General features: G+C 55.4%; 13 protein-coding genes and 2 riboswitches. Of the genes, 4 read left to right on the top strand and 9 right to left on the bottom strand.

What is annotated here, in order from left to right; all coding sequences use genetic code 11:
* Positions 1-16 precede the first annotated feature (16 nt).
* Entirely contained in the window at positions 17-1,801 is a 1,785-nt protein-coding gene (locus CTR2_RS18550) for a nitrite/sulfite reductase (RefSeq protein WP_087081972.1), read from the bottom strand.
* 284 nt (positions 1,802-2,085) lie between these two features.
* Between CTR2_RS18550 and CTR2_RS18545 the strand changes: the two genes are divergently transcribed.
* A complete protein-coding gene (locus CTR2_RS18545; protein WP_003069691.1) occupies positions 2,086-3,405 on the top strand; it encodes a hemolysin family protein in 1,320 nt (439 codons plus the stop codon).
* A 77-nt stretch (positions 3,406-3,482) separates the two neighbouring features.
* Here the strand turns inward: CTR2_RS18545 and mnmC are convergent, their stop codons facing one another.
* Complete coding sequence (mnmC, locus tag CTR2_RS18540) at positions 3,483-5,450, bottom strand: bifunctional tRNA (5-methylaminomethyl-2-thiouridine)(34)-methyltransferase MnmC2/FAD-dependent 5-carboxymethylaminomethyl-2-thiouridine(34) oxidoreductase MnmC1 (protein ID WP_476390646.1); 1,968 nt, start codon at positions 5,448-5,450, stop codon at positions 3,483-3,485.
* A gap of 142 nt (positions 5,451-5,592) precedes the next feature.
* On the bottom strand, positions 5,593-6,258 hold the full coding sequence (locus tag CTR2_RS18535) for a trimeric intracellular cation channel family protein (RefSeq protein ID WP_003069687.1): 666 nt from the start codon (positions 6,256-6,258) through the stop codon (positions 5,593-5,595).
* Positions 6,259-6,310: 52 nt separating this feature from the next.
* A riboswitch (glycine riboswitch) is annotated at positions 6,311-6,430 on the bottom strand.
* A gap of 13 nt (positions 6,431-6,443) precedes the next feature.
* Positions 6,444-6,536, bottom strand: a riboswitch (glycine riboswitch).
* A gap of 916 nt (positions 6,537-7,452) precedes the next feature.
* Between CTR2_RS18535 and CTR2_RS18530 the strand changes: the two genes are divergently transcribed.
* Together CTR2_RS18530 and CTR2_RS18525 are read left to right on the top strand one after the other, a co-directional pair.
* Positions 7,453-7,722 (top strand): hypothetical protein, encoded by a 270-nt coding sequence (locus CTR2_RS18530; protein WP_087081976.1) that lies wholly within the window; start codon positions 7,453-7,455, stop codon positions 7,720-7,722.
* Between the two features lie 24 nt (positions 7,723-7,746).
* Positions 7,747-7,887, top strand: a complete 141-nt coding sequence (locus tag CTR2_RS18525) for a hypothetical protein (protein WP_176391618.1) — start codon at positions 7,747-7,749, stop codon at positions 7,885-7,887.
* Positions 7,888-7,899: 12 nt separating this feature from the next.
* Here CTR2_RS18525 and CTR2_RS18520 read toward each other — a convergent pair whose 3' ends face one another.
* The 6 genes from CTR2_RS18520 to CTR2_RS18495 all read right to left on the bottom strand — a co-directional run bounded on the left by CTR2_RS18520 (position 7,900) and on the right by CTR2_RS18495 (position 14,535).
* A complete protein-coding gene (locus CTR2_RS18520) occupies positions 7,900-8,961 on the bottom strand; it encodes a GGDEF domain-containing protein (protein WP_254913254.1) in 1,062 nt (353 codons plus the stop codon).
* A 671-nt stretch (positions 8,962-9,632) separates the two neighbouring features.
* A complete protein-coding gene (locus CTR2_RS18515; RefSeq protein ID WP_087081980.1) occupies positions 9,633-11,951 on the bottom strand; it encodes a sensor histidine kinase in 2,319 nt (772 codons plus the stop codon).
* Positions 11,948-12,787, bottom strand: coding sequence for a response regulator transcription factor (locus tag CTR2_RS18510; RefSeq protein WP_087081982.1), 840 nt, complete (start codon positions 12,785-12,787; stop codon positions 11,948-11,950). Before CTR2_RS18510 ends, CTR2_RS18515 begins: the two co-directional genes overlap by 4 nt.
* A 461-nt stretch (positions 12,788-13,248) precedes the next feature.
* The gene (locus tag CTR2_RS18505; protein WP_254913255.1) at positions 13,249-13,386 is read right to left on the bottom strand and encodes a low temperature requirement protein A; all 138 of its coding nucleotides are present in this window, start codon (positions 13,384-13,386) and stop codon (positions 13,249-13,251) included.
* 48 nt (positions 13,387-13,434) lie between these two features.
* The gene (locus tag CTR2_RS18500; RefSeq protein ID WP_087081984.1) at positions 13,435-13,698 is read right to left on the bottom strand and encodes a hypothetical protein; all 264 of its coding nucleotides are present in this window, start codon (positions 13,696-13,698) and stop codon (positions 13,435-13,437) included.
* Between the two features lie 63 nt (positions 13,699-13,761).
* The gene (locus tag CTR2_RS18495) at positions 13,762-14,535 is read right to left on the bottom strand and encodes an SDR family oxidoreductase (RefSeq protein WP_087081986.1); all 774 of its coding nucleotides are present in this window, start codon (positions 14,533-14,535) and stop codon (positions 13,762-13,764) included.
* A 139-nt stretch (positions 14,536-14,674) separates the two neighbouring features.
* Between CTR2_RS18495 and CTR2_RS18490 the strand changes: the two genes are divergently transcribed.
* A complete protein-coding gene (locus CTR2_RS18490; protein WP_087081988.1) occupies positions 14,675-15,577 on the top strand; it encodes a LysR family transcriptional regulator in 903 nt (300 codons plus the stop codon).
* The last annotated feature ends 7 nt before the right edge of the window (positions 15,578-15,584 follow it).

The raw sequence follows: 15,584 nt of genomic DNA, 5'->3' as shown, positions 1-15,584 counted from the left end.
CCTTGTTCTTATGGCTTCAGGCCAGCGCTTCTTCTTCGGCTTCCGCAGGGTGGCGGGCGGCCTTGCCGGCCTCCTTGAAGGGGTCCAGGCCGATGCGGCGCACGGCGTCGATGAAATGCTCGCCGGGCTGGCGCAGGTCGCGATAAGTGCTGAGCACGGCTTCGATCACATCGGGCACTTCGGCTGCGCTGAACGAGGGGCCGATGACCTTGCCGGCCACGGCCTGGCCGGACAGGGTCGAGCCGTCGGAGCCGCCCAGCGTGACCTGATACCACTCCTTGCCGTCCTTATCCACGCCCAGGATGCCGATATGGCCGCTGTGGTGGTGGCCGCAGCTGTTGATGCAACCGCTGATATGCAGATCGATCTCGCCGATGTCGTCCAGCTCGTCCAGATCCTGGTAGCGGGCCGTGATGGCGTCGGCAATCGGCAGGCTGCGGGCATTGGCCAGCGCGCAGAAGTCGCCGCCGGGGCAGGCGATCATGTCGGTGAGCAGCGCCACATTGGTGCTGGCCAGGCCCAGGGCCTTGGCCTCGGTCCACAGTGCATGCAGCTGGCCGACCTGCACCCAGGGCAGCATCACGTTCTGGTCGTGCGTCACGCGGGCTTCGCCGGCAGAGAACTTGTCCACCAGATGAGCCAGTGCGTCGAGCTGTTCGCTTTGTGCATCGCCGGGGGCCTGGCCCACACGCTTGAAGGACAGGGTCACGGCGCGCAGACCGGCCACGCGGTGGGCGTGGACGTTGCGGGCAATCCAGCGTGCAAAGGCGGGTTCCTTGGCGGTCTGCGCAATCAGGGCCTGCTCATCGCCTGCGGCATCGGCCACTACGGGCAGAGCGGGCGTTGTGAACATGGCAGACACGCGATCGAACTCGGCCTGGGGCACGGTGTGAGGGCCGCCGTCCACTTCGACGATCTGGCGGAATTCCTCTTCCACGGCATCGATATAGGCCTGGCCTTCGGCCTTGACCAGAATCTTGATACGGGCCTTGTACTTGTTGTCGCGGCGCCCCAGCTCGTTGTAGACGCGGACGATGGCCTCGATGTAATTCATGATCTGGTTCCAGGGCAGGAACTCGCGGATCACGGTGCCGATCACGGGCGTGCGGCCCATGCCGCCGCCCACGAAGACCTTGAAGCCGATCTCGCCGGCTTCGTTCTTGACCATGTGCAGGCCCACGTCATGCCAGCCCGTGGCGGCGCGGTCTTCGCTGGCGCCTGTGATGGCGATCTTGAACTTGCGCGGCAGAAACGCGAACTCGGGGTGCAGCGTGGTCCACTGGCGCAGGATTTCTGCGTAGGGGCGGGGGTCGATGATCTCGTCGGGTGCGATACCGGCCAGCGCATCGGTGGTGGTGTTGCGGATGCAGTTGCCGCTGGTCTGGATGCCGTGCAGGTTCACGGATGCCAGCAGATCCATCACGTCGGCGGACTTGCTCAGCGGAATCCAGTTGAACTGCACATTGGTGCGCGTGGTGAAGTGGGCGCAGTTCTTGGGCAGGTAGGTCGTGCCCAGCTTGCCCTGGCCTTCCAGAGCCTGTTTGAAGACTTCGGCCTCGGGCTCGTCGTACTCGCGTGCCACCCTTGCCAGCACGCGGATCTGGGCGGAATTGATTTCACCGTAGGGCACGGCCACACGCAGCATGGGCGCATAGCGCTGCACATACCAGCCGTTTTGCAGACGCAGCGGGCGGAAGTCGTCTTCCGTGAGCTTGCCTGCCTGCCAGCGCTGGAGCTGGTCACGGAACTGGTCGGCGCGTTGCTTGACGAACGCTTTGTCGAAATCGGTGTATTGATACATGTCTTCAGTTCTTCCGTGGAGCGTATGCCCTGCCGCGGGTGGCATTGCACTTGGATCGTTGGACCGAACTGTAGAGAGGCTTTATATAAAAACAAACGATTATTTAGTGCTTCATATATATCTGAATGAATATGTGAAGAGCTGCCAGAACGCTCGTACGGAGCGCTTGAACCAATTTCCTTTATGCGCGCTTGCATTTTGTGAGCGGCCCTGCGCCGGGCATTCTCTAGAATCAAGGCTTGTTCAATGATTGAGGCGCCTGGATTGAAAGCGGGTGCCTGACTATGGAAATAGCCATACTTTTCGCTCTCATCTGTCTGAACGGCGTTTTCGCCATGTCGGAAATTGCGCTAGTCACCGCTCGCAAAACCCGCATGCAGAAACTGGTGGATGAGGGCGACAGCGGAGCGGCGGCTGCTATCAAATTGGGAGAGGATCCGACGCGTTTCCTCTCCACCATCCAGATCGGTATCACCTCCATCGGCGTGCTCAACGGCATCGTCGGGGAGGCGGCTCTGGCCGGCCCGCTGGAGAACTGGCTGATCACCCTGGGCATGACCCAGAAATATGCCGACTACCTCTCCACCGGCCTAGTGGTGGTGCTGATCACCTACTTCTCCATCGTCGTGGGCGAGCTGGTTCCCAAGCGCCTGGGTCAGACCCATCCCGAGGCCCTGGCGCGCCTGATCTCGCGTCCCATCAACTTCCTGGCCCTGGCCACCAAACCCTTTGTCTGGTTGCTGTCGGCATCGACGCGCGGCCTGCTCAAGGTCCTGGGCGTCAAGGAAAGCAATGGCAGCGTGGTGACCGAAGAGGAAATCCAGGCCATTTTGGTGGAAGGTCACACGGCCGGCGTGATCGAGTCGCAGGAGCACACCATGGTGCGCAATGTGTTCCGTCTGGACGATCGCCAGATCGGCTCGCTGATGGTGCCGCGCAGCGATGTCATCTGTCTCGATATCGACGAGAGCCTGGAAGAGACTCTGGCCCGTGTCGAACAGGCCGACCATGCGCGCTTCCCGGTCGTGCGTGGCGATATGAACAATATCGTGGGCGTGCTCAATGCCCGCCAGTGGCTGACGCAGGCCTTGCTCAACAAGGGCAGGCAGGCGCTCAAGGACCAGCCTCTGCAGGCTGCCCTCTATGTGCCCGAGACCATTACCGGCATGGAGTTGCTGGACAACTTCCGCACCTCCGATCTGCATATGGCCTTTGTGATCGACGAGTACGGCGAGGTGCAGGGCATTGTCACGCTGCAGGACCTGATCGAGGCGATTACCGGCGAATTTCAGCCGCGTGATCCCGAAACCAGCTGGGCCGTGCAGCGCGAAGATGGCAGCTGGCTGCTGGATGGCCATATTCCCGTGCCCGAACTCAAGGACCGCCTGAGCCTGCATACCGTTCCCGAGGAAGAGCGCGGCCGCTATCACACCTTGAGCGGCATGATCATGCTGCTGCTGGGCCGTGTGCCCACCGAGGCCGACGTGGTGGAGTGGGAAGACTGGCGCTTTGAAGTCGTGGACATGGACGGCAAGACGCTGGACAAGGTGCTGGCGACCAGGCTCGAGCCTCTGGTCACTGTGGCATCGCTAAGCAGCGAATAAAACCGGCTTCAGAATCAGGCCCGAAACGGCACGCAGCACTTCTCCGTAAGCGCTGCGTGCTTTTTTTCGCGAGTGGCTTACCTGGGCTGCTGCAGGGAGCGGCTCCACAGGCGTTGCGTACCCAGGGCCTGAGCCAGCCTGGCATCCAGCGGCAGCGGCTCGCCATGCAGGCGTGCCGCCAGCAGTTCGCCGCAAAGCATGGATAGCGTCAGCCCACGTGAGCCCAGCCCAGTCAGCACCCACAGGCCCGGTAGATCGGCTGTCGACTGCCCGGCGGGGCCTGCCAGCGGCAGACGGTCATAGGCCGCGCAACGCAGGCGCGCCCAGGTGGCGGGCCGTTGGTCTGCATCGAAGAAGGAGCCCAGCGCCTGCCTGCAGCCGGGCAGCAAAGCGCCCAGCTTTTCGCCGTTGCTGGCATGGGCGGCCTGCTGGTCGGCGGCCGTGGGCGGCAGCTCGGTCACATCGCGCTCGAAGGTCGATCCCATGATCCACTGGTGCGCGCCAGCTTGGTCGCCCGAGGGAAAGTCCGGCACCAGATTGCCATGACCGTTGACGGGGAAGGGCGGCATGGCCGCAAGCGTCACTGCATCATGCTCGGCCACGCTGACCTGGCCGCGTATGGCTTGCAGCTCCCATTCCCCTGCTGCTAGGCCGCTGGCTTGCAACAAGGGCTTGGTGTCCGGACCCAGGGCCAGCACCAGCATGGGGGCTTCGGCCAGGGTCTGGTCCTGAGCATCCAGCACCTGCCAGATATTGCGCACTTCATCGCGCACCAGGCGCGAAGCTCGGGCATGGCCCTGCCAATGAATCCCGGGGGCTTGCAGCAGCGCGTGCACCAGTTGTGCAGGACGTACCCAGCCAGCCTGCTCATGCCAGACGGCGTGACTGTCTGCAGGCAGCTTTGCCGCAGCCAGCTGAGCCGGCAGGGCGGGCGCACTCCAGTGCAGGCCCCAGGGGGAGGTGTCGCTTCCGGGTTGCAGCCATGACCTGGGTAGGTGGGAGGGCTCGTTCAGGTCATGCTCCAGCACGCCGCCATGGGCCCAGTCCTGGTCTGGATGCAACTTTTGCGTTTGGCTCAGTTGCTGCAGATTTTGTAGCGTTGTGCGTACGCCACTTCTGGACAAGCGCGACAGAACACTGTCATCGGGCGAAATATGCGGGCAAAACAAGCCGGCTGGCAGGCCTGATGCTCCTGCCGCAGGCTCGGCTGCCGCATCCAGCACCGTCACTTCCCAGCCGCGTCTGGCCAGACTGGCGGCAGCGGCGGCACCAGCCAGGCCTGCACCCAGCACCAGGCAGCGGCCGGCCTGGCTCACCGGCGCAGGCAGGCCGTCAGGGCGATGGCGCGGCTCCCAGGCCGGGTTGTAGGTTGCATGCAGGTTATGGCGCTTGGGCGGCACGCCAGCGCGCTTCTTTACTTCAAAGCCCTGAGCCTTGAGCGCCTGGCGCACATCGCCGGCCACGCACCAGGTGGCAAGCTGCGTGCCCCGGCGGCAATGGCGGGCGATGTTCTTCATGGCATCTTCATCCCACATCTCGGGGTTGAGCTGAGGAGAGAAACCATCCAGATATACGCTGTCCGCCGTCATCTGCTGCTTGCGCAGCATGGTCCTGGCATCGCCGATATAAAGCGTCAGCAGCACCTGGCCGTTGTCAAATGAGAGGCGATGCACACCGGGCAGCAGTCCCCACCATTGCTCGGCCAGTTGTTCGCCAAGCGGGCGCAGTTCCTCATCGCCAGGCAAAAACGCGAGCAGATCCTCGCGCGAGACAGGGTAGGCCTCCACCGAGACAAAATGCAGAATGCGCGGGCGCCTGGGGTCAGCTTTCCATGCCGCCCAGGTGACCAGGAAATTCAGGCCGAAGCCAAAGCCGGTTTCCAGAATGCGCCACTGCGCAGCATCAGCCCAGGCCACCGGCAGATCGCAGCCACCGAGAAAAACCTGGCGTGCCTGGTCGAGGCCGCCGAACTCGCTGTGATAGCGATCGCCGAATCTGGTGCTATAGGGGGTGCCATCCGGCATCCATGTGATCGGTTCAGACATGGAAAGTGAAACTACATAGGTAATGCATGGCGCAGTCTAGGTCAGAGCAGCCAAGCAAGGGCCGCCCCGCAGTGATGGCTGCGTCCCCCTCCTGCGTAGCAAGAGAGGGGGAAGGCGCGCAGCGCCACAGGGGGAGTCTCGATCACTCCCAGCGCTGCTGGTACGAAAAAACCGGCAGGCGCCATTTGAAACGAATGGCGGCCAGACGGAAGGCCAGACCGCCGGCAAAACATACGATGGTGCTGATATTGGGGCTGACATCCAGGTAGCGCAGGCCCAGGAACATCAGGCATACGGACAGCGACACGCTGGCATACAGCTCGCGGCGGAACACCACGGGGACCTGATTGCAGAGCACATCGCGCAAGATGCCGCCGCTGATGCCGGTAATCATGCCGGCCATGATGATGACGATGGTGGGGTAGCCCAGCTCCAGCGCGGTATTGCAGCCGATCAGCGAAAAGGCGATCAGGCCCATGGCGTCCAGCAGCAGAAACACCTGCTTGAGCCTGTGCATATGGCGTGCAATCACGGTGGTCAGCAGACCGAAGCTGATGACCAGATACACATATTCAGGGTGCTGGGTCCAGCCGATGGGGTAGTGGCCCAGCACCATGTCGCGGATGGTGCCGCCGCCCAGGGCTGTGACAAAGGCGATGACGACGACACCGAAGATATCCATATTGCGCCGGCCTGCGGCGAGTGCGCCGGACATGGCTTCGGCGGTAATGGCCACCAGATAGATGACCAGCATGACGGTGAAGTTGGAGGCCTGGAACGAGTCCAGCAAAGAGACGGAAGGAAGCATGAAGGCACTTGAAAATAGACCAGCCACTCACATCGGCGGGAGTGTCCGGCTTGCCTCTCCCGCTGTCCTTTTACCTGAGAGTTGCGCATGAGCACCTTCGCGGTGGACATGCTTGCCCCTTCGGTGAGCCCTGCAGACTTGTGGTTGCGGGCTGCTCTCCAGTTGGCGATATCCGGGTCCTGTCAGACCCACCTGCGGTACTTATTGCCTGAGCGATTATGGGAGTTTGCGCCTTCGGCGGGAACCCTCGAAAGGCTCCGCTCTCCCGCGGGATGGGCGCGATTCTAGCCAGTTTCAGCGACTTTATTCGGGTTAATACCTGTATTGGTGTGGTTCTGCGGCTGCCGGCCTGGGGGGCGGAAGGCCGGTCTGAGCCCGCCATGACTCGCGCAATCCCGCATCCTCGTCTGTGAAACAGTCCGCCATAAAAACTCATACGCACGACATCGAAGGCTAAAAAGCGCAAAGCTCGCCGGAACGAAAGCCATTGCGCTTCGTTTGGCCAGCGCTGCGCCGGCGCACCCTCACGGCCATTTTTAAGAATCTTCCTATCCTGCTCGCTCGAGTCCGCTCCTATCCTTGCTCATTCCAGATCAAACATCCTCGCCGCAGGATCTCACCTTAGCCGGCAATTTGTGCAACAGCGCCCCCAGCGGTAATTTGGGCGGGAGCGTGTATTGGCTCATTCGAGGTGGCTTGAGAGCGCAGGTTTTTCGTTCCGGCCGCCTTTTTCGGCGATCTGAATTCGGAGAAGGCATTGCATGAATCGTTCCGCGACTGTGCTGCACCCAAATGGTATGTATGTCGAGCGGTACTTGCCTACAGATGCCAGAGCAAAAAGCGCGGCAGAAAAGCGTAGATTGAATTTCGGAATCCACTCGGCCTGTCCGAGCGGAATGAATGTCCGGCAGCGAAGAAAATAAAAAATACGTCCAATGTTGTCAGAGTTTGCAGAGTATTCGACTTCGACGAAAGTCCTTCTGAAATCTACGCAAAGCTATGCCAGAGTTTGTCTTTGCTTCCTGCGCCTTGGGGGCTGGCCAATGTGGATGTCATCACATTTGAAGATCGGCCTGATTGGCCTATCCATGAAGTGAGCTATCGACTTCACGAGGAGGTCAGGCGCCTTGAAATTGGACTTTTAAGCCGGGGTGCCGGCGAAGTTCAGAGGCGCTTCCATGCCTTGAAGACTACATGACTGTCGAATTCAATTCTGCGAAAAATGGAGCCGACCTGAAGTATGTTTTCGATCAGGTGATCCCCCTCTACATACGTAGCTTTGGTGCATTCTTCGCTGCGGTGGAGTATATGGATGTGCTGGCTGAAGAGGAAGATGAACTCTGGAAATCAAGTGATGAAGAGCGTATGCAGGTCCGGGCTCGATCCGGTCCACGTAGACAAGAGTGCTTTCACATCAGGCAACTGAACTACTGGGCCAGAGAACAGTGCAACAACTACTTCTGACTTACGCCAGAGCAGGTGGTCGGCATGCTCAGCGACCACGTCGCCCGTGCGAATGTACTGGAGGAGGGCGCCTATATTGTTGTCTCGTACGACCCGCTGACCTCGGCGCAGGCGCAAGCAATTACTCCTGCATTGATGCTCTTGCTGAAGAAGCGCTATAAGTGACGTCGCGGGCTTTCAGTTTGTCTCTGCGTCCACATTGTCGCCGCACGTGAATAGGCCATGAGCGGTTTCTCCTGCCGCTTCACTCGAAACCGTGCAGTTACGTCCACGTCGCTTCGCTGCGTAGAGAAAGTCGTCTGCGCGCTTGACAGCGCTGGCTATGGATTCGCCCGGTTGAACCAGAGTCACGCCCATGCTGGCTGTGAAACGCGAATTGGGAGCATGCGGGGACCAACGCTGCGCCACGAAATTCGCGCGGATTTCATCTGCAATTGCGACGGCACTTTCTAGATTTGCTCCGGGCAGCAGCAGCAGAAATTCCTCCCCGCCCATCCGTGCGGCGCAAATCTGCGCTCCAGCTTCCGGCCGCAAAAGGCCTCCAAATCGAGCGAGCACTATGTCGCCAAACGCATGGCCGAAGACATCGTTAATGCGTTTGAAATTGTCGATATCGGCCATGATCACCCCGAGCGGCCTCGCCGCATGCGGAAAAGAGCGCTTGGAAAGGGTGGCAAGATGACTATCGAGACCTTGTCGATTCAGCAGGCCGGTCAATGCGTCGGTATGGGCCTGGTGACGGAATTCCGCCATGGCGTCGTAGTTCGTCGCGATGATGACCGCGAAGGTCAGAACGATGCTCCCGAGTAGTCCTGTGTATTGGATCAAAGTCCCCCAGACGGAGACTCTCCATTCTCCCAGCGCAAGAGAAGGTGTGGGGGCTGCAATATATAAGATGCACTGTCCCGTCAATACTAGCGCGATGAAGAGGAATGCGGCGGCGAGCACCTTGTCAGACTTGGTTGTGGCTTGTCTTGCAGAAGAGAGTGTGGCTCGCCAAATCACCAGTGCACAAGAGGCCTGGACGAAGAATGTCTCCAGTTTTGCGCTGGAAAACAGAACAACCGAGACGATTACCATTGCGGTTGAAGCGAGCAGGACCGCAATATCAATGTAGGGAGAGCTGTGCCTGCCGCAACGGCTTTGCAGTGCACGGCATGCCAAAATAACGCCGCACAGAATGAAAGCATCCTCGACGGCTTGTTTATAAGGGGAAAGTTCGCTGGCCTGAACGAGCATGATGGCGTAGCCAGTGCCCAAGCAGGCAAGGGCACTACCCCACTGGAGCGTATTGAAGCCAACGAAGCGTAAGGCGCTGAGTCCGCCTGCGCACAAGAGGATCGCTGCAGGCACAGACCATTCAAGTAGAGTTGCAGGCATAAACGAGCGCGAACATAGAAGAGGGCGGGTGGAGGTGGAGCAGAGACAATTGCCGCTTCAAAGAAGCTTGCAAAGCTGCGCTGCTTTGTATGGAGTCTGGCCTAGACCCAGGTGACAGAAAATGTTAGCTGAAGAACGTCGCACAACTTCGAGGGCGCAGCGAGGCGTGACAGCAATGATCGCCGGACTGGCAGCAGTCGAAACCAAGGCCGGCCAGGCAACAACTGCCTGTGTAACCAGACACACCAAGGGTCTTATTGACTCCAGTTTGGTGCGGTAAAGCCTGGAGCACGTGCCACCTTCTAGCAGTCTTGAGCTAATACTAACAAATACGCCTGCAGTGAAAAGTCAGGAATAGTTATCAGTGCTTCTGAAACAGCCATTCTCGTGCATCTTGGGTGAAATCATGGTTTAAATATGGTGATGCGGTGCATGAGTTATTTCTATAAAAATATATCTTTTTCATGCATTGATAATTATCTTTCGTCTTGATGGAAGTATTGGAGTTCCCGCTGGAAATCACTGGTTGCTCACTTCAGTGGCGCAGATCGAGCAATATCGATAATTTTTCTGAAATCTAGATCATCTAATGATTTTTTGACTAAATAAACTAACGTTCTATAGTCTAGGCCATTGTCTATTGAGTCAATCCAGACATGTAAATCGCTCCACCTGCCTTGGATCGCCAGTTTCTCTAGTTCGAGTTTCTGATTCTCTGTAAGAGGCTCCAGGTTTTTGAGGGAATATCTCTCCTCATTTTTATTAAGATGAGAGATAATATTTTTGGGGAGAGGTACTATTTCTCGAAATTGAGAACTCTCAGGTACCTGTGTGATCATTAGAAAAAATATCGCGTTAGTACCTCTCCCTGGTTGACTTTCAAAAATCAGATGACCGGACATTTTTTCAATGATTCGGTGTGCGATAACTAGCCCCAGGCCGCGATTTTCATAAGTACCTTGCTCTGTTAGAAATTTCTGGATTGTGGCGAGAATTTCAGGATCTATACCAGATCCGCTATCGCTAACTTCAAAGCGAAAATTCCACTTATCTTGTCCAAGATATTTCCCTCCAAGTCTCAAATCAATGCTTCCGTGAGAAGTAAATTTTGCGGCATTGGATAGGAGGTTGAGAACAACTTGCTTTAGGCGTTTTCGGTCTAAATAAATATGGGTGGGCAATTCGCTTTGTATTTTTAGCGAGAAAATATTTCGCTTGCTGGAGGCTAGGATATGCGCGTGCCTCTCTAAATCACTCAGTACAGAACGCAGATCTTCGAAACTCTCATTCAACGTTAAATGCGGCTGTAAATCATCTTTGGCATATTCTACCAAGTCATCAATTAATTCCAATTGGTAGGTTGCACTTCTTTCAATTACGGATAATTTCTCTGTTTCAATTTTGTTAGAAGATTTTATTATCTGTCGCAAATATGTGATAATCACAGAGACAGGCGCTCGCAAATCATGGCTAACATAGGCTAGTAGTTGCTTTTGCTCCTGCGAATGTTGCGCTGCTTTTTCTAAAGCTTCTTTTAGAGTGCGACTTTTGTACTCGACTTCGTGCTCAAGGCGTGCTTTCTGCTGGCTTTGCCATTGAAGAAGCTCACTCTCTGCTTGCTGACGTTGTAGAGAAGTATTGTGAATCCAAATGATTATGTAGAAAATTCCTACTATTAGGGCGGGTAGGGAAAAAATATATTGCTGAAAATTATTTATCAAAGCAATATTTGGGAGTAATAAAACTGAAGCTCGTAGCAATGCCAAGAATGCCAAGATGAATATTAGTGATAAAGTACTCCGCCCCCCTGGCCCTCCACTGCGATGGTATACGTATGTGCAACCTAGAATTATAAATAAGCTTATTGGCGCAACAATAATTCCCGCAGTTGCGAACCATTCATAAGGGCCAATTAGAACTCCTAAAAGAGCAATGATTTCTATGAGGGCTACAGTCTTAAGTAGAAATTCTCCCGCTGCAGGTAAAATGTTGGGGGTGATTTTTAGCCTGGCTCTAAAATACAGCGTGGTACATAAAACTATCCCTGCTACCAAAACATGATGGGATTTGTGGCTCCACTCTGTGCTACTGGGCCATAGTATTATTCGAGCATAACCTCGGTAGGTCGCTTCATATAGCGCTATCAGTAAAAGAGCCAGTGTTTGCCACGCCATTAGAGGAACTCGTAATGTTCTCCAAAGAACTGCAGAATAAATTGCAAAAAAAATGATACTGCCAATCAATATTCCACTAAATAAAGCATAATTTCGCTCTAACGCATGCCATTGATCTACTGTTTGTAGTGTAAATCCAAGCTTGCTGGGGGTGTTACTATTTATATGAATGAGTACGCTAACAGTCTCTCTTGGTGATATATTAAGAGTAATCTGAGGGACTCGATTTGGCGACTTTGAACCTACGCTGATTCCATCCAGGGATCGACTTACCCGAAATTGACCATCTTGCATGCGTAGTAGATAGAAATTTACACGTTGCAACCAACTTGCCCTCAATGCTAATTGCATCGCCTGAGGGGTTGATAAATCGTTATGCAATGTAAACCTTAGCCACAGGTTTTTTGTATTGAATCGTCCATTCAAAACGCTGGAATTAGCGATTTTAAATCCATCACTCTGACCACTTGGAAGGGCTGCTATCTGTAGTGGATTATCGGATCCGAGCCATTCTTCTAGAATCTCGACAGTGTTGTTTTGGACTTTATTTCCAAAAGTTACATCGCTAATTTTAATTGGCGAAGGAAGAGAACTTTCAATTGCGTTAGCATTGATCGACCACCATAGCAGTATGCTGCAGATTAGCTGGATGCTGCCAGGTATACGTTGCCTCATGATTTTTGACTCAGGCAGGAGCGTCGAAAATTCGATGGAGTGCAGCTAAAGTAGGAGTGAAAGGCGGATGAGAAATTAGCTGAGCTGGAGAATCCTATGGTTGCAGCCACTTCTTCGATGTGCATGATAGAGCTGGAAAGCATGCGTTTGGCCTCATGAAGCCGGGCCTCTCGGATGAATTTGTAAATCGTTTTTCCCGTGTGCTGTTTGAATACCTGTGCCAAGCGCTTTTCATGTGTTCCTAGCTGAGCCGCCAACTCTGTAAGAATGGGAACCTTTGACAAGTCAGAAAGAATCAGTTGCTGGGCGGCCCGCAGTAACGTTAAATTGTGATCAATATTTTTTACTTTTAATTTATTCTCTGATGCATCGATCGATGATAATGGATCAGATGATTCTGATAACGCTATGGAATATTCAAATGCTTCTCTGCGGGATTTCGCTAAAGCAAGATGGATTTCAATACGCGCTAAAACTTCATTAATATCGAAAGGCTTTGAGATATAGTCCACAGCTCCCAACTGCAATCCCCTGATACGCTCGTGAGGTAAAATACTAGATGTCACAAAGATCACGGGAATGTCTTTGGTGGATGAGTCTGCCTTCAATAGCCTGCATATGGAGAATCCATCTACATGCCCCATATTCACATCTAATAGGATTAAGTCATATTGTTGAGCTGTGGCTCGACGGTAGCCTTGCATTGCATCCATTGCGACGGATAGATGATAACTATTGATCCTGAGTAGTTCCAGCAACATCTTCAGTTCAGTCACGTTGTCATCGATGACCAGAATTTTTGCATTCGAAATGCCAGAGCGTAACCAGTAAGACACAATTGGAATTCACAAGCTGAAATTGATATGGGAATCTTCTGAAACAGAAATTTTAGCTTAGCAGGGTGCTTCATTTTTCTCCGTTTTATAGCGTAGAAGACGTATTTTTGACAATGCTTTACAATTTTGCATATTTTTAAATTAATTATCCTGTTTTTAAAAAGAATTCGATTTTTTCTGGATGTGCTGTGTATTTAAAGTTTTATTATATTGAGAGGTGGTATTTATCTTTTAGAAGAAAAAATAAATACTAAATAATTCTGGCGAACGTTTGAAGTCTTGAAGAGACTTGAGTTGGAAAGGGGTGTGGTGTAAATCTTGGGCGGGCTATGTAGTAATACCGAAGGCTCTGCAGTAATCAACTGGGCTTCGTGCTACCACGAAGTTTTGATGCGTGGCATCTCGGGATAGAACCAGTTCATGACCCAGCAGGTGTATTGCCAGCCGAGTTGGACGACGAATCAAAGAATCAGCGTCTGGATCACGCCTGTTGGCGTCAGATCGTCCAACGGCCCATGGCTGAGCTGCGTCACCGCGAAGACATGGGCGAGATCAAAGAACAATTCCTCATGGGTGACGTGCGCATGGCGCGCCGTCACGCGGCCGCAGGAGTGAATGATGATCGCCGTTGTCTGCCGTTGCTCCCGTCAATACATCCGCCAGATCGCGACAACGGCAAGCGCTGCCGGAACCGCAAAGACGACGAGCAGGATCGGCAATTCGTCCTGCACCGAATAGCCGGCATGGGTCACGCCTACCCACATGTTGACAAGCGAGATGACGAGCCAGACGGGAATGAACCACTTCACCCCCAAGACGATGCCGGCGACATCACCGCCCCAGAGCTTGCCGAACAAGGCGAAACTGCCAAACAGGACAACGCCCCCTACGATAGTCAGCAGCATGTGCATGTGAACTCCCTTATGCGGATACCCGAATGACAGCCAGCCTCGAAAGGTTGGCCGACTTCACCTTCATTTCGTGGTATAGCCGCCGTTCACCAGAATGGTCTGGCCGGTCATCCACCAGCCATCCGAAACCAGCAGTCGCACCCATGGCACGATGTCCTCGATATCGGTGAGGCCCGTCTTCGAGAAATTGGACAGCGCCGCCGCGCTCTTGTGATGAGCGACCGCATCCGCCCCCTCGGCTGGGTAGAAGAATGGTGTGTCCATTGGGCCGGGGCCGATGGCATTGACTGAGATGCCGCGCTCGCCGAATTCCTTGGAGGCTGCACGGGTGAAGTGCTCGACCGGCGCCTTCATGCCCTCGTAGCTCGCATAGAAGGGCGTATAGGCGCCGAGCAACGAGGTGACGAGCGTCAGCACCTTGCCGTTGTCGTTGACGTGACGGCCAGCTTCCTTGAGGAAGAAGAAGGCGGTCTTGGCGTTTACAGCAGCCATCTCGTCATATTCCTCCTCGCTGGTCTCGGTCATCGGCTTCTTCAGCACCTTGCCGACGGTGTTGATGGCGATATCCGGCCGCCCGATCACCGCGACCATATCAGTGAACAGCTTTTCCATCGCGCTCGCCGAGGTCAGGTCGGCCTGGAAGGCGACAGCCTGTGCGCCGGCGGCCTGCACGGCGGCGACAGTCGCTTCTGCTTCGGCTTTGGTAGCGGGGCTGTTGTAGTGGATGGCTATCGCCTTTGCACCCTGCGCGGCGAGATCGCGAGCGACCAGCCCACCGAGGTTTTTCGCCCCGCCGGCGATAATGACAACTTTGCCTTTGATGCTGTGGTCGGCCATATAACGATCTCCTTTGTCAACTTGCAGCCACGCCGATGGCTACTTCGATAGGCAAGGATATCGTCTAGTATTTCAAGATAAAGACTATCATTCTGACATCACTTGTCAGAAATTCAATCTAATTGAAGCAGCCACCGTTTTGGATCGCATTGACCTGTTTCGCATCTTCGCCCGCGTCGTCGAGTGTGCGAATTTCACCCGTGCCGCCGACACACTGGGCGTCCCACGTTCTTCTGTTTCCGCAGCCGTTCGGGAACTGGAGGAGCGCGTCGGCGCCCGCCTATTGCATCGGACCACGCGCAAAGTCTCGCCTACCCAAGACGGCGAAGCCTTCTACGAACGGTGCCAACGCCTCATCTCCGATGTCGAGGAGGCTGAAAACCTGTTCCGGCAGAACGAGGCCAAGCCCTCCGGGGAGCTGAGGGTCAATGCACCAGGGCGCATCGGCCGTCTCATCATCGCACCGGCGTTGCCCGTCTTCCTCGACCTCTACCCTCGGATCGACATTAACCTGGGTATCACCGACCGTGCGGTCAATCTGATCGAGGAAAGTGTTGACTGCGTCCTACGCGTCGGGCCTTTGAGCGATTCCGAGCTAATCGCCCGAGCGATTGGAACCTTGCCGCTCATCAACGTTGCCAGTCCGGCATATCTGGAGCGGCATGGCACGCCGCAGACGCCGGAAGATCTCGCCCGCCATTGGGCAGTGAACTACGCCTCGCCCTCAACCGGGCGGGTGGGGCCATGGGAGTGGATCGAGGGCGATGACATGCGAACCCTGATGATGCGTGGGCGAGTCACGGTCAACAGTGCAGAAGCTTATATTGCCTGTTGCCTTTCGGGGCTCGGGCTTATCCAGATCCCCGCCTATGACGTCCGCCCTCATCTGGAGGCCGGCGAACTGGTTGAAGTGCTGACAGACTACCGGGCCGAGCCGCTGCCGATGACCCTGCTCTATCCGCATCGGCAGCACCTTTCACGTCGCGTTCAAGTATTCGCGGACTGGCTGGAAGACCTATTGGAGAGGACGATCGAGCGGTGAGCAAGCC

Origin of the sequence: Comamonas thiooxydans (genome assembly GCF_002157685.2) — a bacterium.
GTDB classification, from domain to species: Bacteria; Pseudomonadota; Gammaproteobacteria; order Burkholderiales; family Burkholderiaceae_C; genus Comamonas; species Comamonas testosteroni_H.
Note: the sequence above shows the minus strand (reverse complement) of the source record. Positions and strands in the feature narration are given on the sequence as shown.